The sequence below is a fragment of the Serratia sp. L9 genome (assembly GCF_050632285.1).
Taxonomy (GTDB): domain Bacteria; phylum Pseudomonadota; class Gammaproteobacteria; order Enterobacterales; family Enterobacteriaceae; genus Chania.
The window spans coordinates 5,414,542-5,434,890 of sequence record NZ_CP192591.1 but is presented as its reverse complement, the minus strand read 5'-3'; the positions used below and the strand labels follow the sequence as shown (position 1 = coordinate 5,434,890).

Annotated in this window: 21 protein-coding genes and 3 pseudogenes; 10 read left to right on the top strand and 14 right to left on the bottom strand. The window is 52.1% G+C overall.

Annotated elements, in window-relative coordinates; genetic code table 11:
* Positions 1–8: 8 nt before the first annotated feature.
* The 9 genes from ureE to apt all read left to right on the top strand — a co-directional run bounded on the left by ureE (position 9) and on the right by apt (position 7,672).
* On the top strand, positions 9–641 hold the full coding sequence (gene ureE, locus ACQ86O_RS25915; protein ID WP_431223452.1) for an urease accessory protein UreE: 633 nt from the start codon (positions 9–11) through the stop codon (positions 639–641).
* Complete coding sequence (locus tag ACQ86O_RS25910; RefSeq protein ID WP_431223451.1) at positions 625–1,326, top strand: urease accessory protein UreF; 702 nt, start codon at positions 625–627, stop codon at positions 1,324–1,326. The genes ureE and ACQ86O_RS25910 overlap by 17 nt, the downstream gene beginning before the upstream one ends.
* Positions 1,327–1,343: 17 nt before the next feature.
* The gene (ureG, locus tag ACQ86O_RS25905) at positions 1,344–1,967 is read left to right on the top strand and encodes an urease accessory protein UreG (protein WP_431223450.1); all 624 of its coding nucleotides are present in this window, start codon (positions 1,344–1,346) and stop codon (positions 1,965–1,967) included.
* 13 nt (positions 1,968–1,980) lie between these two features.
* Positions 1,981–2,931: an urease accessory protein UreD gene (locus ACQ86O_RS25900; RefSeq protein ID WP_431223449.1), complete on the top strand. Its 951-nt coding sequence runs from the start codon at positions 1,981–1,983 to the stop codon at positions 2,929–2,931.
* 101 nt (positions 2,932–3,032) lie between these two features.
* Positions 3,033–4,028 (top strand): urea transporter, encoded by a 996-nt coding sequence (gene yut, locus ACQ86O_RS25895; protein WP_431223448.1) that lies wholly within the window; start codon positions 3,033–3,035, stop codon positions 4,026–4,028.
* 41 nt (positions 4,029–4,069) lie between these two features.
* The gene (locus ACQ86O_RS25890) at positions 4,070–5,128 is read left to right on the top strand and encodes a HoxN/HupN/NixA family nickel/cobalt transporter (RefSeq protein WP_431223447.1); all 1,059 of its coding nucleotides are present in this window, start codon (positions 4,070–4,072) and stop codon (positions 5,126–5,128) included.
* Positions 5,129–5,238: 110 nt separating this feature from the next.
* The gene (kch, locus tag ACQ86O_RS25885) at positions 5,239–6,417 is read left to right on the top strand and encodes a voltage-gated potassium channel protein (RefSeq protein ID WP_431223446.1); all 1,179 of its coding nucleotides are present in this window, start codon (positions 5,239–5,241) and stop codon (positions 6,415–6,417) included.
* Between the two features lie 177 nt (positions 6,418–6,594).
* Positions 6,595–6,975: a DUF454 family protein gene (locus tag ACQ86O_RS25880; RefSeq protein ID WP_431223445.1), complete on the top strand. Its 381-nt coding sequence runs from the start codon at positions 6,595–6,597 to the stop codon at positions 6,973–6,975.
* Between the two features lie 145 nt (positions 6,976–7,120).
* Positions 7,121–7,672, top strand: a complete 552-nt coding sequence (gene apt / locus ACQ86O_RS25875; protein ID WP_431223444.1) for an adenine phosphoribosyltransferase — start codon at positions 7,121–7,123, stop codon at positions 7,670–7,672.
* A 76-nt stretch (positions 7,673–7,748) separates the two neighbouring features.
* Here apt and ACQ86O_RS25870 read toward each other — a convergent pair whose 3' ends face one another.
* Positions 7,749–8,279 (bottom strand): cytochrome b, encoded by a 531-nt coding sequence (locus ACQ86O_RS25870; RefSeq protein WP_431223443.1) that lies wholly within the window; start codon positions 8,277–8,279, stop codon positions 7,749–7,751.
* Positions 8,280–8,389: 110 nt separating this feature from the next.
* A pseudogene (gbpA, locus tag ACQ86O_RS25865) lies at positions 8,390–9,810 on the bottom strand (N-acetylglucosamine-binding protein GbpA).
* A gap of 264 nt (positions 9,811–10,074) precedes the next feature.
* Here gbpA and gspS point away from each other — a divergent pair.
* On the top strand, positions 10,075–10,455 hold the full coding sequence (gene gspS / locus ACQ86O_RS25860) for a type II secretion system pilot lipoprotein GspS (RefSeq protein WP_431223442.1): 381 nt from the start codon (positions 10,075–10,077) through the stop codon (positions 10,453–10,455).
* 12 nt (positions 10,456–10,467) lie between these two features.
* Here gspS and ACQ86O_RS25855 read toward each other — a convergent pair whose 3' ends face one another.
* The 12 genes and pseudogenes from ACQ86O_RS25855 to gspD all read right to left on the bottom strand — a co-directional run bounded on the left by ACQ86O_RS25855 (position 10,468) and on the right by gspD (position 20,295).
* The gene (locus ACQ86O_RS25855) at positions 10,468–11,319 is read right to left on the bottom strand and encodes a prepilin peptidase (RefSeq protein WP_431223441.1); all 852 of its coding nucleotides are present in this window, start codon (positions 11,317–11,319) and stop codon (positions 10,468–10,470) included.
* 12 nt (positions 11,320–11,331) lie between these two features.
* Positions 11,332–11,778, bottom strand: a complete 447-nt coding sequence (gspM, locus tag ACQ86O_RS25850; protein WP_431223440.1) for a type II secretion system protein GspM — start codon at positions 11,776–11,778, stop codon at positions 11,332–11,334.
* Positions 11,775–12,854 (bottom strand): type II secretion system protein GspL, encoded by a 1,080-nt coding sequence (gspL, locus tag ACQ86O_RS25845; RefSeq protein ID WP_431223439.1) that lies wholly within the window; start codon positions 12,852–12,854, stop codon positions 11,775–11,777. Before gspL ends, gspM begins: the two co-directional genes overlap by 4 nt.
* A complete protein-coding gene (gspK, locus tag ACQ86O_RS25840) occupies positions 12,847–13,809 on the bottom strand; it encodes a type II secretion system minor pseudopilin GspK (protein ID WP_431223438.1) in 963 nt (320 codons plus the stop codon). The genes gspL and gspK overlap by 8 nt, the downstream gene beginning before the upstream one ends.
* Positions 13,806–14,414 (bottom strand): type II secretion system minor pseudopilin GspJ, encoded by a 609-nt coding sequence (gspJ, locus tag ACQ86O_RS25835; RefSeq protein WP_431223437.1) that lies wholly within the window; start codon positions 14,412–14,414, stop codon positions 13,806–13,808. Before gspJ ends, gspK begins: the two co-directional genes overlap by 4 nt.
* The gene (locus ACQ86O_RS25830) at positions 14,402–14,602 is read right to left on the bottom strand and encodes a type II secretion system protein GspI (RefSeq protein WP_431223436.1); all 201 of its coding nucleotides are present in this window, start codon (positions 14,600–14,602) and stop codon (positions 14,402–14,404) included. Before ACQ86O_RS25830 ends, gspJ begins: the two co-directional genes overlap by 13 nt.
* A complete protein-coding gene (locus ACQ86O_RS25825) occupies positions 14,584–14,766 on the bottom strand; it encodes a prepilin-type N-terminal cleavage/methylation domain-containing protein (RefSeq protein WP_431223435.1) in 183 nt (60 codons plus the stop codon). Before ACQ86O_RS25825 ends, ACQ86O_RS25830 begins: the two co-directional genes overlap by 19 nt.
* Positions 14,756–15,259 (bottom strand): type II secretion system minor pseudopilin GspH, encoded by a 504-nt coding sequence (gene gspH / locus ACQ86O_RS25820; protein WP_431223434.1) that lies wholly within the window; start codon positions 15,257–15,259, stop codon positions 14,756–14,758. The genes ACQ86O_RS25825 and gspH overlap by 11 nt, the downstream gene beginning before the upstream one ends.
* Positions 15,243–15,686: a type II secretion system major pseudopilin GspG gene (gspG, locus tag ACQ86O_RS25815; protein ID WP_431223433.1), complete on the bottom strand. Its 444-nt coding sequence runs from the start codon at positions 15,684–15,686 to the stop codon at positions 15,243–15,245. Before gspG ends, gspH begins: the two co-directional genes overlap by 17 nt.
* Before the next feature lie 15 nt (positions 15,687–15,701).
* Positions 15,702–16,915: pseudogene (gene gspF, locus ACQ86O_RS25810) on the bottom strand (type II secretion system inner membrane protein GspF).
* Positions 16,908–18,385 (bottom strand): annotated as a pseudogene (gene gspE, locus ACQ86O_RS25805) (type II secretion system ATPase GspE). The pseudogenes gspF and gspE overlap by 8 nt, the downstream one beginning before the upstream one ends.
* Positions 18,382–20,295: a type II secretion system secretin GspD gene (gene gspD / locus ACQ86O_RS25800; protein ID WP_431223432.1), complete on the bottom strand. Its 1,914-nt coding sequence runs from the start codon at positions 20,293–20,295 to the stop codon at positions 18,382–18,384. Before gspD ends, gspE begins: the two are co-directional and overlap by 4 nt.
* Between the last annotated feature and the right edge of the window lie 54 nt (positions 20,296–20,349).

Genomic DNA, 20,349 nt, shown 5'->3' with positions numbered 1-20,349 from the left:
CGGGCAACATGATACTTATTGAAAACATCATCGGAAATAGCAAAGCGGACCCTAGCTGGTTGAAAAAAGCGCAGGGGTATCAGCACGATGTTTTAATTCTTGAGCAATGGGAAGCGCAAAAAAGCCGCTGCCGAAAACAAAGTGAACAGGGCCAGGATATCGGTATCGCGCTGGACCGCCATGTGCGGCTGGCCGATGGCGACGTGCTGCTGCTGGATGAGGAAAAGAAATACCTGTTGACCGTGACCATTCATCTCAGGGACGTGATGGTGATCCATTTGGAAAAATATGCCTCAGCGGGTTTCGAGGAGGTGATTAAACAGGTGTTTGAGTTGGGGCATGCGCTCGGCAATCAGCATTGGAAATCCGTGATTAAGGGCAGCAATGTCTATGTGCCCCTGACCGTGGAAGTGAAAATGATGAATTCAGTGATGAAAACTCATGGTTATGCGTCCACGGAATATCAGTTCGCGAAGGGCGAGACGGTGCTACCGCTTCTTAACCCTTCGGAGTCGCGTCTGCTATTCGGCGGTGCTGAAGATTCTCATGTGCATGTCCCTGTTCAGCACGATCATGGTCACGGGCATTCGCATCATGACCATCACGACCATCATGGAAAAGACCATGAGCATAAACATTGAGGAACTGCATCGTTTATCCCGAGTGCTGCAATTTGGCGATTCAGTGTTGCCGGTGGGGGCCTTCTCGTTTTCCTGCGGAGTCGAGTCGGCCATCCAGGTCGGTTTGGTAAAAGACGTCGGGACGTTACAGGAGTATGTCAGAGTCTCACAAAACCAGGCCGCTCACTGTGACGCCATTGGGCTGGCACATGCTCACAGGGCCGTTATCAAAGAGTGTTATGACGACATACTGGCGGCCGATCGGGAAGTCATTAATCGCAAGCTCAACGAAGAGGCGCGGGTGATGACTACGCGTATGGGCAAAAAGCTGGCGGAAATGACCTCGCATATCTTCGAATCGCCGGTTCTGACCTGGTGGCTGGCAAAGATCAAGGCCGGTGAAACTGCCGGCACCTTGCCGGTCACCCAGGCTTTGGTCATGGGGCTGCAAGGGATCAGCGTAGAAGAAACCATCGTTATGCATCAGTACGGCGTAGCGATGACCATTCTGAGTGCGGCGCAACGGTTAATGAGAATAACGCACCTCGATAGCCAGCGGATCCTGTTCGAAGTGAATAAAGACATACCGCAGTTTTGTCACCTGGCGATCAACGCCAGTCTCAGTGATATGTCTTCCTATACACCACTCATTGATATTCTGGCGGCAGTGCATGTTGACGCCCATGTGCGTTTATTTATGAATTGATTAACAAGGATCCGAACATGAAAAAAATCACCCGCTTAGGCATCGGAGGCCCAGTAGGCTCAGGGAAAACCGCCATCATCGAAGTTATTACGCCAATACTGATCAAGCGTGGATTCAAACCCTTGATTATCACTAATGATGTGGTGACTACCGAAGATGCCAAACAGGTTAAACGGACGCTGAAAGGGATCCTTGATGAAGACAAGATCCTTGGGGTGGAAACCGGCGCTTGCCCACACACAGCCGTAAGAGAAGACCCCAGTATGAATATTGCCGCTGTTGAGGAAATGGAAGCCAAATACCCTGATAGCGATCTGATCATGATCGAAAGTGGCGGCGATAATTTAACCTTGACCTTCAGCCCGGCGCTGGCCGATTTCTATATCTACGTGATTGACGTCGCAGAAGGGGAGAAGATCCCGCGTAAAAATGGCCCAGGCCTGGTTCAGGCGGACATTCTGGTGATCAACAAGATAGACCTGGCTCCTTACGTCGGTGCCAGCCTGGAGGTGATGGAGCACGACACCAAGATAGTCAGAAGTGGCCGCCCGTATATTTTAACCAACTGCAAAACCGGTGAAGGGGTTGAAGCGCTGGTCGATATGATTGAGAAAGACTTCTTGTTTACGCATGCCAAATAATAAGGGTGCCTATATGCAGATAAATGAGAAGGCCCCGGCGAGTCTTGATGCCCTGTCGTTAGGGGCATTATCGCCAGAATTGGCGCCATACCAGCAAGAACCCCCGCAAATGGCCAGCGCTGCGGTTGGCAAGAATGGCTATTTGCGGCTGAAGTTTATTCATAAGGGCAACAAAAGTGTGCTGTATGAGATGGAGCGCAAGGTCCCGCTATTAGTGCAAAAAGCGCTCTACTGGGATGAAGAAATGCCGTTTTTGCCCTGTGTGCCCATCATTTCAACCTCAGGATGCATTCTGCAAGGTGACAGATTGGCGATTACCCTCGACGTTGCCGAGGGGGCCTGCGCACACGTCACCACCCAGTCAGCCACAAAAATTCACTCGATGGATAATAACTATGCCGCGCAAACCCAACTGATCCGGGTGGCAAAGGATGCTTATCTTGAATACATGCCCGACCCGATGATCCCGCATAGAAACTCCCGGTTTATTAATGAAACGGTGATCGAATGTGCTGAGGGGGCCACGGTCGTGTATTGCGAGATCCTGATGTCCGGGCGTAAGTACCACCATCAGGATGAACTGTTCGGCTTCGATGTCTATTCCTCCAGAATCACAGTGAAAAACCAGTCAGGTGGCACATTGTTTACCGAGAAACTGGTGCTGAAACCCAAAGAAAGTCCATTGGACGTGGTCGGCGTCATGGGGAAATTTGACGTTTATGGCAATGTGATTGTCATTGCCGATAAAGCCTGCCAAGACGAAATCCTGGCGCAATCGCCTTCTTATTACAGCGAAGAGCTTTGCCATGGGGTCAGTCGGCTTCCCAATGAATGCGGCCTGATATTCAAAGCACTTTCCTGCGATAGCCCAAAGGTCAAGCAGTGCATCCGCGAGTTCTGGCAGGTGGTACGTAAAGTGACGACCGGCTATTCACTCCCAACGCCATTTTTATGGAAAACCTGAAATCTGTGATTTATCTGACTCACCCTGGTGAAAATACCACCTGCTGCTGACTGCAGGTTGGCCCATTCACCAGATAGCCAACGTTATCAGGAGTGAATGTCATGACCGTTTTATCCGGTATTTCATCCAGGTGGGCACAACTGACCCACGCCAATGTTGTCGTCGAGTTTATTGATGTCACCTTACGGGGTTGTGCTCAGGTTATGTTTCAGAATAACCCGCTGACTGGCCTGATTTTCTTTATTGCCATTTTTATTGCGGCTTATGGTGAGGGGAATCCGGCGGCGGCTTATGGATGTGTTCTGGGTACGGTGGTTGCGACCTTGGCCGGGCTGAGTTTGCCCGACCGTAAAGCCTGGCTGGCGGGTTTGTATGGCTATAACGGTTGCCTGGTTGGTGTTGCACTCCCCACTTTTCTTGTCATGACACCGATGGTTTGGGGTTGCATCGTTATCGGTAGTCTTGTGGCGGTCATTGCCACCGTCTGTATCGCCGATATTTTGAAAACCTGGAAAATCGCGGCGTTAACGGCGCCCTTCGTGCTGACAACCTGGGTTATTTTACTGGCCAGCTATGCGTTTTCCGACCTGCACAGTTCAGGCTTACCGTCGCCAGCGTTGCCACATTCTGAGGTGGGAGAGGTGGCTTTGGCGTGGATGGGAACTGCGCTGTATGCCAGTATTTTTCACGGCATATCTCAGGTTTATTTATTCAGCAGCGTCATTGCCGGCATTCTATTTGTCATCGGGCTGGCCGTCAGTTCTTTATGGGCAGCCGTTTTCGCCGTAGCCGGTTCGCTGCTGGCGCTGTTAACCGCTTCATTATTAAGTGCCAATGGCCTCAGTATTGAAGCCGGTTTATATTCCTTCAGCGCAGTATTAACGGCGATCGCCTTGGGCTCGACCTTTAATCAACCTAGCTGGCGCGTCCTGGCTTACACCCTGATCGGCGTCGTTTTCACCGTGTTTGTTCAAGGTGCGATGAACACGCTGCTGGCCCCCATAGGTATACCGACATTAACCATGCCATTTGTCTTGGCCTCTTGGCTATTTTTAGTTCCTAACCAGGATGTCATGCCCCCGCATCGCCAGGCATAACGGCGTTTATTGGCTATTTAACAAGAACAAGGGTCCAAGCGATGGCAAAAATTCAACAAAGACCTGGGCTGTTTGGTGATGCACAGACCAAACGCCGTGCAATGTATCTGTTAGGCGCTTTAATTGCGGTCAATATCATTGCCTGGATATGGGCGCTGGTGGAGTTCAGTGACAACTCGGTTCTGATGGGCATGGCTTTTCTGGCCTATGGTTTTGGCCTGCGTCATGCGGTGGATGCCGATCACATTGCCGCAATCGATAATGTCACGCGCAAATTGATGCAACAGGGGAAAACGCCGATTGCCGTGGGCACCTTTTTCTCGCTGGGGCATTCGACGATTGTCATTCTGGCCTCAATGGCGATTGCCGCAACGGCGATGGCTTTTAAAAATGACATGGCGTTTTTCAAAGAGACCGGCGGGCTCATTGGCACCATGGTTTCAGCGGCCTTTCTGCTGCTGTTTGCCCTGCTTAATTTTGTCATTCTGGTTTCGGTATATAAAAAATTCCGGCAGGTTAAGGCGGGAAAAACCTATAACGATGAAGAGCTGGATTTATTGGTCGCTAATAATGGGGGAGTATTGGCACGGATATTTCGCCGGGTGTTCAACATGGTCAACAAAAGCTGGCATATGTACCCCGTCGGTTTTCTCTTTGGTTTGGGGTTTGATACGGCAACCGAAATAGGGGTGTTAGGTCTTTCAGCCGTGAGCGCCTCGAATGGGATGAATCTGTGGTCGATTATGGTTTTCCCGATCCTGTTTGCCGTGGGGATGGCGCTGATTGACTCATTAGATAACTTTGTGATGATCGGCGCTTATGGCTGGGCCTTTTCTCAGCCGGTTCGCAAGCTTTACTACAATATCACTATCACCGCCGCCTCTGTGGTGATCGCGCTGTTTATTGGCGGTATCGAAGCGCTTGGGTTGATTGCGGAAAAACTCAATCTGTCAGGCGGGATATGGACACCTATCTTGAATATCAGTGAAAATCTGGCGGAAATGGGTTATTGGATCATCGGCATGTTTATTCTTTGCTGGTTGATTTCCGCCATTAATTACTATGTACGCGGCTATGATAAGTTGAGCGTCACCCGCTGAATGTGGCTGGAAAAACCGCCGTCGCCAGGCTGCAGCGGTTTGGCTACACTCAGGCAGAGGCTTACCAGCATGCTATTTTAATTATTAATAATGGTCATAGAATCCGTGCGATGAAGATATTAAATAAGATACATCATCAGGTCTTAGCCACCTACATTCTGGCGCTGCTGGTCGCGCATAATGGCTATTTGATACTCAGCCCGACCCTGCATCGGGTGCTGCAAAATGCGCCTGGGCGAGTGGATAACTTTACTTCCTGGCACGAGGCGCTGAGTTTCCTGGAGACCATGGACATCCCCCGCTTTATGATTGGTGTGGTGCTGATCTTTATGGCATTTACGCTATTAATGAGGACGCGTATTGCCTGGTTTTCCTCACTGCTGCTGCTGTTATGTATTGTTCTAATCAACTTTTTCATTTTTAAAGAAAATGTTGTCCTGGTGGTCTATTCACTTATCACCATTGGCGGCCTGCTGTTTTACTGGCGCAACTTTGATCAACACAGCCTGGGGAGCACCAGCATTTTTGCCGTTATCGGTATTGCCTCGCTGATTGTTTATGGCATGTTAGGCACGCTTTATATCGGCAACCAGTTTTCTCCAGAAGTGACTGACCTGCCGACGGCGTTTTATTTCGCCATCGTCTGTATGTCTACGGTGGGGTTTGGCGACATCATTCCGCATACCACGCTAGCGCGCATGTTTACCCTGACGGTCATAATCTTCGGTATTACAATCTTCGCCGCGTCGGTAGCATCCATTGCCAGCTCATTAATCAGCGATAACGTTCAACGTATTATCAAAGGGAGATTCTCACACGTGGTACGCAAAAATCATTATATTATCGCCGGCAGCTCTTCGCTGGCGCAGAGCGTCTATAAAGGCCTGATTGATACCGGCGGCGAGGTCACCGTGGTTTGCACCTCAGGCAATAAACAACATTTCCCAGACACTGCTGATGTTATCGAGGGCGACCCATCCGCGATTACTACCTTGAAATTGGCGGGGGCCGACAAGGCAAAATATATTGTCGCCTTGACCGACAGCGACGCAGATAACGCATTCATCGTTCTGGCGGCAAAAGAAATTGGCGGGGATGACACCAAGACCATCTCGCTGGTCAATGAAAGCCAGAATATGAACAAGATAAAACGGGTCAGGCCCGATGCCGTGCTCTCACTGCAGCAATTAGGCAGCGAGCTGCTGGTGCGCTCGCTTAATGGCAATACCATCACTAACGATCTGAATATGGATATGTTTTTTGGCAGTGACAAAAGCGGGGCGAAATAGGGCGGCCAAGCAGGGCAAAGGAAGCTAAACCTGTTCACAAGATCCCCGAACATCGGTCTGCCCCACCGGGTGATGTCGCCTGTTGTCAGGCTAATTCGGGCTAATGCGCCTGAGTGATTTTTGAAGTTGGCTGCAAAGTGCTACAGTGCCCTTGTTAGAGTGGCGTAGAGAGATGGCATGACTCGTTGGTTTTTAATTATTCTGGGCTGGTTGGCGGTGGTGCTGGCAACGCTGGGCGTCGTGCTGCCACTGTTGCCGACTACGCCTTTTTTGTTGCTCGCCGCCTGGTGTTTTGCCCGTTCCTCACCCCGGTTTCACCATTGGTTGCTGTACCGTTCCTGGTTTGGGTCCTATCTGCGCCATTGGCAACAGCATAAGGCATTACCGCCTGGCGCCAAGTGGAAAGCGGTGCTGATGATCGTGCTGACGTTTGCCGTCTCGCTGTGGCTGGTAAAGCTTTGGTGGGTGCGCGGCGTGTTGATAGCGATCCTGGTTATTCTGCTGACATTTATGCTTCGCCTGCCAGTTATTGATCAACCACAACAAAAACAGCGCTGATCGTGCTACGTCAGTTGCATTTATCCGGCATTTTGCATAGATTTGGGCGTTTTCGTGCGCAGGTTCCCTCCCGCCGTTTTTATCCGGGGCGTGGCAGTTGACGGCCTGCGTGGAAGTTATCAGGTAGTTTTATCAGGCAATAACTATGACCGCGACTGCGCAGCAGCTTCAGTATATTAAAGACAGTATCAAAACCATTCCCGACTATCCGAAGCCGGGCATTCTGTTCCGTGATGTGACCAGCCTGCTGGAAAACCCGCTGGCTTATGCTTCCAGCATTGAACTGTTGGTTGAACGCTACCGTGATACGGGCGTCACCAAAGTGGTAGGTACTGAAGCGCGTGGTTTCCTGTTTGGTGCGCCGGTCGCACTGGCGTTAGGTGTCGGTTTTGTGCCGGTGCGCAAGCCAGGTAAATTGCCTCGCGCCACATTGAGCGAAAGCTATGAGCTGGAATACGGCACTGATAAGCTGGAAATCCACACCGATGCCATCAATGCTGGCGATAAAGTGCTGGTGGTGGACGACCTGCTGGCTACCGGCGGTACCATTGAAGCCACCGCCAAGCTGATCCGCCGTCTGGGCGGTGAAGTGAAAGACGCAGCCTTTATTATCAACCTGCCGGATCTTGGCGGTGAAACGCGTCTGAACAACCTGGGCATTGATTGCTACTGTCTGGTCAACTTCGCCGGGCATTGAGGTCATAAATTCTCAACCCCGTGGCTGGCTGCGGGGTTGTTGCCAACATCTTATCCCCGCCCCCTTCCTGTTGAGGTTAAACCATTCTGGAAAGAATGGGATTCTTATCCACCCATTGATGTTTGATCACCGCACTGATGTGCATAAGTAACATGGCAGACAGCGCGATACAGCTGTAGCGGTGTACGGTGAAGAAGAAACGGTTCACTTCCAGATTGTTTAACGGCTGCGGTATGTCAACCAGGCCAAACAGGCTGTAGCCGTGCTCCAGCATCAGGAACCCGCTGATCAGTACCACAAAGATAATCAGATAAAAAACTTCGTGCAGCAGCACCACCAATCCCTTCTTATGCCCGCGGATCTGCTCGCCATAAGGAACCGCAGGGCGGAAAAAACGCCAGATAAAGCGGATAATCATCAGGGCCGTCATCAGGGTGGCCAACGACATATTCAGTTCGGAAAAGAAATTGAACACCTGTGGGTTCGAAATAAAGTGCAAACCGTAGCCCACGATTGCGGCATAAATAATCCCTATGGCCAATACCCAGTGCAAGATGCGGGAGAACGGGTCATAGCGCGAGCTGTGTGAGTGGCTTTTGATCGTCATTATTTTGGCATCCATGTATACCCATCGTCTTTCAAGCGGCAACGTCAGGTAAGAAGGAGTTAAAAGCGGCCCGGAAGGCCGCTGAAAGAAAGGTTAATCGTCTTGAAGGCTTATTTCAGCATCCAGGCATCTTGCCAGTTACCGCCCACACCTGGCTCAAACTGAGTAGTGCTGGCCGTCCACTGCTTGCAATAACCGCTGTAAGGGAAAGGTTTGCACTCGTAGGTTTTGCCATCTTTGGGTTGCAGCACCAAAGTACCCGCAACGTAAGCATCGATATTTTCCGGGAAGGTGTATTGGTGTTCACCAGACCCCCGTTCCCGGCGTTTTCCAGTTGCAGATCGATTACCTCCTGCTTGACCAGTTTGCCTTCTTTATTGGTAGCAAAGTATTTAAGCATGTGATGACCAGGAGCCACGTCTTTCAGAACGATGCTGAACGGCTGGTTGGCATCTGCGATACTCTGTTTCACATACCCTTTTTCACTGCCGTGGTGATTGATCACCGTGGCTTCGAAGCTGATCTCACCTTTAGCCTGTACGTTGAAGTCCAGTTTGGCCTGGCCGTCCTGGATCTTGCTGGCTTGCACACCGGAGACGGAAACTTCTTCAGTCACTTCGGGTGATTGTTCTTCATAGGAAACAACCACTTTGTTCAGGCGGCTGTCTTTTTTGACAAAAGCACTGTTATTGCCGAATGCCGGGTTTACATTGCCTTCATTATCTTTTGCCCCAACGCGAATATCGTTGTGGGTGTTATTGATCTGAGTGGCCAGATCGTAGGACCAGCGGTTTTTATCGGTCTGTTCCTGGGTAGAGATGGTCATTTCCGTACGTTTGGCCAGCACTTCACCTTGATCGTCAAAGAAACGGGCGATGACTTTATCACCTTGGTGTAAATCCTTACCGGTCACTTGCCCGGACAGTTGAGTGCTCCACTCCGAGACGACGCCTTGGTCATCATCAAAGTTGACGTCAATCACCTGATAGAAGCTGTTGATGGTGTCATAAATTTCCCACACGCCATAGATCACCTGGTAGCCGGTACGTTGTGGAACGTTACAGGCATGGGTGACGCGTACCGGAGGGGCTTCAGAATGGCCGTCAACCTGGCAAAACGGCGTGCTTTCGAAAGCGGCGCGCGTCAGTGGTTGGTTATGATCCCAGTTTTGTTTAGTGATGTAATAACGCCAGTTATTGGTTTTATGGGATGCGGTATGATACCAGGTGAAATTGTTCATGCCTGGCTTGATCGAGTTCCTTGCCCAGAGATTGACGCTCTGTTTATCCATTGGAGAGAATTGTGTCAGGCTGGCACTGGCCAACTCACCGTCAAGCGGCCAAGGCCCGGTTGGGAAGCCTGAGTCTTTTTCAATGCTCTGTGGCTCATATTCTGCCTGACCACAGCCATGGTTCTCTTGTAATTTACATTTAAAGGCACGGCTTTGCGGAACTTCAATATAGCCGTGAGCCCATAAATTCGAGGAAATGATTAAGGCAGAAACAGCTAATGCAATTTTATTAAACTTCATTGTTTATCCGATAAAAATCAAAATGGCAGAATTGAAAGGATGTTCCTTTCAGTATCAGAGGGTGCTTCATGGTCTCCGTCAGGCCATATTAGCGGTTTCTGTATTACAGGCATCTTATAACCAATTAATTTAAGTGTTTTTAATGGGGTCAAGTAACCGCCAATATCGTCTGCTAATGAAATTTAAGGGTTCAAAAGGTATTAAATCCTGATAATAAATCTTAAAATGATCGCTGGTTTATCTAATAAGATGTTGGACATTAATATGAAGAAATATCGTGTTCCCCTGATGCTGATTAATGCGTTTTTATTGACCGGGTGTTCCCAATCTACCTCGGGGCAAGGGGCGTTTTTGGCACAGCCACAGCAGGTAGAACAACTTGCCACGCTGGTGGCCTCCAGTGATTTTTTAAGAGATAACTGCCAGCGCAGTGATATTCCGGCATCAAGAAAATTGATAACCGCGGCGCTTTCGCAGGCAAAAAGCAAAGGATGGGTGCTGAGCAGGCAGGCAGAACAACAGATCCCAACGCGTGCCCAGCGGATTTTAGCGGATCTGGCTCAGGACGGGACGCCGCGGACGGAAAAATGCGCCTACTTTAACCAGCATCTGGCACCCTTTATCGAGCTGGCACGCCGCCAGTAGGCCTTGATGGGGCTAGAAGTCAATCAGGTTGGAAGTCATCATCCACAAACCCGCCACCGCCAGGCCAGGGCCAAAAGGCAGTGGCCGCAACCACATCTGTTGCGTGTTTCTGCTCGGCGGGAGCAGTGCCAAAAGCGTCGCAGAGGCCGCAATCAACAGGATTTCCGGTAAACCTTGCCAGCCGAACCAAGCGCCCAGCGCTGCCAGCAGTTTAAAGTCGCCGTAACCCAACCCTTCACGCGTGGTCAGCACTTTCCCGCCCCAGTAGATCAGCCATAGCGTCAGGTAGCCAGCGATAGCACCGATAATGGCGTCGGGAAGAAAATAGCGGTCGTGCAAGCAGTGCCAAATCAAGCCGAGCCATAATAGAGAGTAAGTCAGGCTGTCGGGCAATAATTGGCAATCGAAATCAATAATAGCCAAGGTAATTAATAACGCACTAAACGTTAATAGCAATAACCAGTGGCTACCGGGCGGATAATAACCGGCCAAAGACAATGCCGTTAACATCATCCCCATTTCCACCATAGGATAGCGCCAGGGAATCAATGACTGACAATGTCGGCAACGCCTGCGCAACATTATCCAGCTAACCAGAGGGATATTATCATAAAAGGCAATGGGTATTTTACAATGGGGGCAGTGTGAACCTGGTAAGAAAAGATTAAACCGTGCCGGTTCTGCCCCATTATCAATTATTACCGCTGGTTCCAACTGACTGGCGTAGTGAATTAAATATTGCTTGTCCTGCTGTTTCAACATCAACGGTAAACGATGAATAACCACATTCAACAGGCTGCCAAGACACAAGCCAAACAGCGCGGCCAGGAAAGGCCAACTGAGGCTATCAAGTTCAAATAACATTCCGGATCCCCATCAGTATGATAACAACCGTTGCAACAGCAACCTATCAATGCGCACCATTCCTGAAGCCGGGAGGGCGGTCACTTCTATAGCTTGTACCCTGATCCCCTGCTCACGCTGCAACTCGGCCAGCCAGGCAATCAACAGATCAAACGGCATGGGGGATAAAGTTACCTCGAACCCGCCATCTGATGGCGCTATGGCTACCCGCGCCAGGCGATGACGTTGGGCAGACTGCTCGATGATCTTTTCTGGCGCGAGGGGCAGGCTGGCAGGCATTGGCTGGAACGCCTGTAAACGCGCCAGACGTTGAGCCAGGTGTTGCAGGTTGAGCAGGTCGTTTGCAGCCTGCTGCGCCTGCCCGCGTTGATAGCAATAAGAAACCAACAGGCTAAGCCCGACCAGGGCGGCGAAGGCCAAGGCGATCTTTTTGCCATATGGCTGGCGTTGCAGCGTCATGGGGTTTCCTTCACGGTGAGCATTGAGGCGTTTTCCCCGGCTATTTTATGCAGTGAAACCTGGTTGCCTTGCTCATTGGAATGGTCGAAAGGTTGCACTTGTCCGGTCTTGAGGGTGAGCGTCAGCTCAGCATTTTGAGCATCAAATATAAGCCGGTGGGCGTGCTGCTGGTATTGCTCTAGCAACGCCTGGTGTAACTGTTGTCCGAGTTCAAAAAACTGCGCTTGCTGCTGGTTTTGTTGCAGCATTCTAATACGTGCTTTTATCACTGCGAGCGGTTTTTCCGGCGTCTTTTCACCAGAGAAAAGCTGAGTATGGATCTGATCTATTTGCTGATGCAGGGCTTGAGTCTGCTGATGATAATGGAAACTGCCCATCGCTAATGCACCCAGAGCAAGGCTCAGGCCAAGGCAGTAACGCCAGCAGGCAGACGTTCGCCATTGGGGGGCAGCGGCAAATTCGCCTTGCAGCAATGAGCTGTGTTTATCCAATTCAACGCTGGCGCATTGCCATAAGTCTGCCACACAGGTAGCGGCCTGATCCTGGTCACGGGGATCAGGTTGCGCCAGTGACCACTGCTGCGGCAGACAATAGCCGGACCATTTGTCGTGACGAAAAAGCACATAGTCGCGTAAAACCTGCATGGTGGGCCTGCCGTTAAAAGGGAAAGCCAGCACGTCTGGCAGCATAATGGTGGGCCGAATACCGAGTGAAGTCAGCAGCGCCAACCAGTTTTGCATGTCCGAACGCCGATATCCGGCTAATGCATACCGTGTTCCCTCATTACCCAGGATCACCCAATGCAACTCATCCACGTCTTCAAGTAGATCCTCTTCACACTGGAATGCCAGTGCCTGAGCCGTGGCTAATCGGGGGGCGCCCTGGAATGGGACGGTACGCAGCACTATCCGCTGCCCAGGGACCAGCACCATGACAGGGGCTGCGCTGACTTCCGGCGGCAAACTTTCCCCTGCTGACAATGCGCCTTGCAGCTGGCATTGCTCTTCTGCCGGATTGCCCCAGCACCAGAGGATTGATTCCTGCTCGGTTCCCAGCGCGATTATCAGCCTATTCATCACTGCTCCCTACATATCTTATCTGGCGATCGATAACGCCTACTTTTTGCCGTTTGTAATGCAATAAACTCTGTAGCTGGTAGCCTCCTCGGTCATTTTCCGTGGTCAACCGGGCATAAAAATAGTGGCTACGGGTAGCAAGCAGCTTTTCGCCTTCCAGCGGTGGCAGATGAAGGGTGAGCAGGATTTCCTGCAATGCGGGGTCGTGGATATCTTCCCAGCCGTTCGCGGGGCGGGCTGCCAGTAACGGTTGCAGGGCATCTTGCGGGGCCTTGTTGAGAAACAACGCTTGCAGCAGCGGCAACTGTTCATAGCCCAAGGTATTGATATTAATTGCTGATTTTTGAGCGGGCAGTGCGCAAAGCAGGGGCTTTAGCCGCATAAAACGTTCGCGGTTAACGCCAGGAAAAGGCCGTAGTTCAGAGATGTCACTGAATGCTACCTTGCCCGATGTGAGCTGTGCCTCAATGCTGTCACCTAATTGCCTGATTTGGTCAGCGGTGAAGCCAAGATTGACCAATAAAGCATCAAATACCTGGCGTGCAATATCAGCCCTGAAAACCGGTGGGGTGTTTTCATCCAGGGTGGGTTGCGATATTTCAGGCAGTTTTTCAGCTTTAGCAAAGCGATAATTTAACGTATTGATATTAAAACAGGCCTGAGCATCGCGAAAAGAAATACCAATACTCGCGTCTTCGGTATGCAACGCCTGGCCTGGCTGGGCCCAGCGTTGGCCAAAATGAACCACCGTTTGATTTTGCAAACTCTCTGCCAGCCACTGGCGGGCAAAAATCTCGCCCCCTAACAGGTGCCATTTGGCCTGAATGTGCGCCTGCTGGTTCAGGGTCCGGTTAAATGCCGAATACCAGAACTGATTAATACCTATCGCCAACGTGGCCATCAAGGCCAGTAACAGCATTACCACCAGCAGCGCCATGCCTTTATTTCGCTTCATAAGGCGGCCTGCCCCAGCAGAATAATGCGGCGCAGTTTGCCGTATTCAGGCAGTTCAATGGTCACTTCGATAGCCTGGGGTAACACCGAGCTGGCATACCACCTGTCCTGCCAGGCACCCGCCTGGGAGAAGCGTAGCTGAAGATGTTCAACGCCCTGCAGGATTGGCACAATTCGGACCTGAGCGAGCGGGGCATCGGGGGTAGGGAAACTTAACCGTTGCAACTGGCCAGCCCGCAGGCGATACCTCACCCGCTCAAGGGACGAGCGGGCCAATAGGGCTCCTGGATTGGCCCAATGGCTGTGCACCAATTCAATTTCATCCGAGGTGCTCTTCACCGTTAGGAAGTCGGCCAGGTTTGGGCGGGTTTCTTCGGCGGCGGGCCGTACCCTGGCCTGGCTAATATCCCGTTCTATCAAGGCCAGGGCTGACTGGACCTGGGCCATATCGTGGGTTTTGGCCTGGATTAACTGGTTGCTTTGCACAATGCTGCGCAATATCTGCGTTGCCATCAGGGACAGCAGCGCAAAGATAGCGATTGCCAACATCATCTCAATCAGCGTAAACCCATGTTGTCGCCGGCGGGTTATCGTTATCTCATCCATGTTCGAACCTGTAGGATTGCCCTGGTGAAATTCGCATCATCGGCAACTTCAATATCAACGGCATACACCTGTGCTGCAGTGGTTTGCAGGCTGCGATAACGCCAAAACCAATCACGATCGCCCATTGTCTCGCTGCCTTGCTGCCAAAGGGGCGAAGGGCGAGCGCCGCTCAAGGTGAGTAAAGCCAACTGGTTATCCGCGACCCAACCTGCGATGGTTTTTTCTCCAGCTCACTCAGGCTGCGAATCTGCTGGCCGGTGGCCCGGATAACCGCCATGCAACCGACGGCAAACACCACCAGTGCCACCAGGACTTCCAGCAAGGTCATGCCCCGTTGCTTTTTATCCCTCATCACAGCTCACCTCTTCACGTTGAAAGGCCATAAACCCGCTGGCGCTGGTACGTTGGGCACAATTGCCTTGCTGCAAACTCAGGGTAAATACCGTGGTTTCTCCACCGGGGTAGATCCACAACTGAGGTTCAGCCTGCGCTGCCAGTCGTGCTGGCAGTGGGATAAACTGCTGCTCAATCCGCAGCGAAATATCCATTTGCTCCGATAAGGTGAATGGAGCGTGTTGAACCTGATGCCATTGCTCACGGCGATAGGCCATCAGTTGCCAGCCGTTATGCGCCAGGGCCAGACCATACAATGTCTGTTGCTGCGTGGCCTGCTCCAGAGCATTTTGCAAGGTGGCCATCAGCGCCGTCGCCGGACGGGCAAAGGGATCGCGATCTGCTGACAGGCGGCCAATCACCAACGAGCCGGTGAGACCGATCAGGACAATCACCAGCATCATTTCCAGCAGCGTAAAACCGCGCTGGCGCCGATCAGTGTATGGAGCCATTGGTGATATCGTCTGGCGTATCAAATTCACCGTCCTGGCCAGCAGACACAATATCGATCTTGCTGTTTTTACCGGGGTTACGCAGTTGGTAATCACTGCCCCAAGGGTCTTGCGGCAGGCGGCGCAGATAGCCTTCCTCAGGGTAATTACGAGGGATCGGTGGCGTGGTCGGTTTGGCGATCAGGGCATCAAGCCCTTGTTGATTATTGGGGTAGCGACCATTGTCCAGCCGGTACATATCCAGCGCATTTTCTAATGCGACAATATCACTCACGGCTTTTTGCCGATCGGCCTTGTCTTTATTGCCCATCAGGTTGGGGACGATAAAGCTGGCCAGCAAGCCGAGGATGACGATCACCACCATGATTTCCAGTAGGGTGAAGCCGCGTTGTTTAGCCTGCCATTGTGAGGGGCGGATGGAATGCATTGTTCTCTCCATGCGTTAACCAATCATGTTGTTGAGTTGAAGGATGGGTTGCAGAATTGCCAGGATGATAAAGAGCACGATGCTGGCCATGCTCACCACGAGTAAAGGCTCAAACAGGCTCAGTGCCAGGGTGATCCGCTGGTTGAGCGCCTCCTGTTGCATATCGGCGGCGCGTTTTAGCATGGTATCCAGTTCACCACTGCGTTCACCGGAGGCGATCATATGGCGCATCATCGGTGAGAACAGGGCGCTTTTTTCCAGCGTCTGATACAGTGATTCCCCTTCCCGCACCCGCGCCATGGCGTTAAGAAGTTGGCTACGCGCATAGTCATTGGCCAGCACCGAAGCGCTGATTTTCATGCCATCGATCAACGGCACCGCGCTGGCGTTCAAAATACTGAGCGTATGGGCATAGCGCGCCGTATTCAGATTGAGAAACAGCGGCCCCAGTACCGGCAGTTGAAGCAGGTGTTTGTGCCAGGCAAGCCGCAGATGCGGCTTTTTCAGCAGTTGCCTGCCTGCCAGTAAGGCGATAACGGCCATCAGCAACAGAGCTGGCCCCCATTGCCGTAAAAAGTCGCTACAGGCAATCAGGAGGCGCGTTGTCACCGGCAATGCCTGCTTCATATGAATAAACTGCTCAACGACTTTGGGCACGACGGCAGTCAGCAGCAGACTCACGACGCCAATGGCTACCAGCGTCAAGACCACCGGGTAGGTCATGGCCTGGGTCATTTTGTTTTTGATTTTTTGCCGTTGCTCGACGTGGTCTGCCAACTGCGTAAGGATCAGTGGCAACTGACCTGTGGCTTCGCCAGCAGCCACCATCGCGCAGAACAGGCGGTCAAACACCGCTGGAAACTGGCCTAACGTTTGCGCAAGAGGGAATCCTTCCAATACGCGATTGCGGATTTGCCCGAGCAAGGTAGCGACGGTTTTCTTTTCCGATTGCTGTGCCACCGCCAGTAGCGCTTCTTCCAGCGGTAGGGCGGCGGCGATCAGGGTGGCTAACTGGCGAGTCAATAAGGCCAGGTCGCTGCTGCTGAGGCGGAGCCGTTTCTTATTGGCCTGCAGGCGTGCCAGCAAACTTTGCCTGGCAGGTGCGATGTGCAGCACCGTAAGCTTTTTTCCCGTAGCTGCTGGCGGGCGCGCCGCAGGGATTCGGTTTCCAGCGTGCCTTTACCGATCTTCCCTGCGCTGTCGCAGACACGGTAGCTAAATTTAGGCATCGTTCTCTTCCCCTGTGGCGCGAAGAACCTCTTCCAGGCTGGTTTCACCCGCCAGCATTTTGCGGATGCCGTCCTGGCGCAGGGATTTGCGCTGTTTGCCCGCCAGGAGTTCAATGTTCAATTCGCTATCGCCCTGATGAATCGCTTTGCGCACGGCTTCATTGACCAGCAGTAACTCATGAATGGCAAGCCGGCCACGGTAGCCTTGCCCGTGGCAATGCTCACAGCCCTCGGGGCGCCAGGCCACCGGTTCGTCCTGCGGGGGCAGTTGCAGTAACGAGCATTGTTCGTGGCTGAGGGCATAGGGCATCCGGCAGTGGCGGCAGAGTTTGCGCAGCAGGCGCTGTGCCAGAACGCCGCTCAGGGAGCTGGCGAGCAAGAAGGGTTCGATCCCCATATCACGCAGGCGGGTGATAGCGCCGATGGCGGTATTGGTATGCAGCGTAGACAGCACCAGATGGCCGGTGAGCGACGCCTGGACGGCTATCTGGGCGGTTTCGTTGTCCCTTATCTCCCCGATCAGTACCACATCGGGATCTTGACGTAACAGCGCGCGTAACCCGCGGGCAAAGGTCATATCGACCTTGGGGTTGACCTGCGTCTGCGAGATACCGCTGAGTTCAAATTCCACGGGATCTTCAATGGTCATGATGTTGCGGTCGTCATCATTGATCTGATTGAGCAATGAATAGAGCGTGGTGCTCTTGCCGGAACCGGTCGGGCCGGTGACCAGAATAATGCCATGCGGTAGATGGATAAGGCGCAGCAGAGCAGCCTGTTCATTCTGATCCATGCCGAGTTGGGGCAAGTCGAGGCTGACGCTCCCTTTGTCCAGTAGCCGCATCACTACGCGTTCACCATGGCTGGCCGGGAGCACCGAAACCCGAACATCAATAGCTCTCCCAGCAATCTTCAACGTGATACGTCCATCCTGCGGCACACGCTTTTCGGCAATATCCAGCTTTGACATCACCTTGATGCGCGATACCAGCAGTGCGGCCAACTGGCGCTGCGGCGTGAGGATTTTTTCAACACGCCGTCCACACGAAAACGAATAACCAGCTCACTTTCATAGGTTTCGATATGGATGTCAGAGGCGCGCTCCTTAATCGCCTCACTCAGCATGGCGTTGATCAGGCGGATAATCGGCGCGTCATCTTGTTCATCCAGTAAATCCTGCTGTTCTGGTAACTCTTCTGCCAGGGCGTAGAAATCCAGCTCGCTGCCCAGGTTTTCCATCATCTTTTGTGCATCACCACTCTGCTGCTGGTACTTTTGCAACAACTTGTGTTCGAACGCTGCGGCATCCAGCGGGATCAGGCGGCTGGTGGCGGGCAGCAGGCGGGCAAGTTCTGCCAACACCAACGGGTTGACGCCATGTTGGCACCATAATGTCAGGTCCTCCTGCTCCTGAGACAGGACAATCCGATGCTGGCGTGCCCAGTTGAACGGGATATGCGGGGCACTCATGGTTGCTGCAGCCCGTAGAAGGCCGAGATTTGCTGTTTTGCCTGTTGGAAGGCCGCTCTGTTGGGGGAGCGGACGCTGTTTAGCTTATCTTTAACGTCCTCTTTCAACGGCTGGTCTTCGTCCGATGCCTCATGGAAATGCTGTGCCTTACGGGCGCTTTCCAGGCTATAGCCGTCGGCAGAACGGATAATCGTCGGGCGGATAAACAGGATCAGATTACGTTTGTTGTCTTTATGGCTGGTGGAGCGGAATAGGGCGCCCAATACCGGAATGCGGCTCAGGTAGGGGACGGCACTCTCGCCGTCAGACTGTGACTTGTCCAACAGACCGCCGACCACCACGGTTTCACCGCTTTCCACCAGCACCGCGTTATTGACGGTGCGAATATTGAAGGTGGCACCCAGGTTGTCTTTATCCACCGAGCTGTTTTCCGCCACGCTGGAGACTTCCTGTTCAATTTGCAGCAAGACAGACTGGCCTTTGTTAATCTGCGGTTTGACCTTGAGTTTGATGCCCACCGTTTTACGCGAAACGGTATTGAAAACATTATCGCTGTTGGTGGTCTGAGAGCCGGTGAGGATCGGCACATCCTGGCCGACGCTGAATTCGGCATCTTCATTATCCAGCGTGACAATGCTGGGGGTAGCCAGAATATTATTCTGGTTGGTGCTGCTGATAGCTGTCAGTAACCCCGCCCAATTGCCACTGTAAAATCCGGTTACCAGGCCGTTGGCGTTTTTAAACACTTCACTCATACCGCCGTTGAAACCGGGGGCGATTTGCGCCTGAGCGTTAGCGAACTGCGTGCCGCCCGCATATTTGTTGGCCCACTGAATGCCAAAATTCAGGCCGTCGGCATCCTGCATTTCTACGATCACCGCCTCAACCAGCACCTGCGCCCGGCGAACATCCAACTGCTCGATAACCCCTTCCAGGTCGCGCATGACGTCAGGAGCCGCGTTGATAATCAGGGCATTGGTCTGCTCGTCGGCCTTGATCACCACGTTTTTGATTACCGACACGGTGGCACTGGCGGCAGAAGATTGTTTTTCGTTTTGTAAATTAGCGCTGACGCCGGTCAGTACTTCGACCAGGCTTGAGGCTTTGGCATATTTCAGTCGGATCACTTTGGTATTGCCCTGAGTGGCTTTTTCTTGATCCAACTGCTCGATCAAGCCACGCAGATATTCCTGCATGCCGCTGTCACCCGACACCAAAACCGTGTTGGTACGCTCGTCGGCAACCAGTTGGGTGTTGGCTACCGCCCCGCTTTTCTGTTTGGTTTCATCGCGTAATAACGTGCTGACAATACGCACAATTTCCGTGGCGGAGGCATGTTCCAAGGGAATCGATTCTACGGCGGCCTGATCGTTACGATCCATTTCCCGGGCCAGCTCAATCAGACCATTAACCACGTCGGCACGGCCTGTGATCAACAACGCATTACCGCTCTCATAGTAGGCAACGTTGCCAACCCCGATGCTGTCATTAAGCTGGCGAAGCAGAGGGGCAATATCTTTGGCGGCGGTATTGCGCAAAGGAACTATGCGCATCACCAACTCATCACCTTGCGCAGGGGTACCCAGTTGAGTCAGCGCGGCTCTTTTCCCTTCTTTGGCTGGGATCACCTTCAACACATTATTCGGCATACCGATCACGGCATAGCCGTAGACATCCAGCACATTGAGGAAGAACTGGTAATATTCTTTGGCGTTTAATTGTTCATAGCTGCGAACGGTGACTTTACCTTTCACCGAATCATCAAGAATAATGGTTTTCCCCAGGTTTTTGCTGACGGTGTTGATAAACTCATGGATGTCCGTTCCCTTGAAATTGGCGGAAAAAGTTTCTGCTCTGGCAGGAAATAATGAAACTAACAAGATAAAAAATAAAGCAATAAACCAGCGCATGCCTGCATCCATTCTAAAATTGAAACAAGGTTAAATATTGGGCTGAGATAGTTA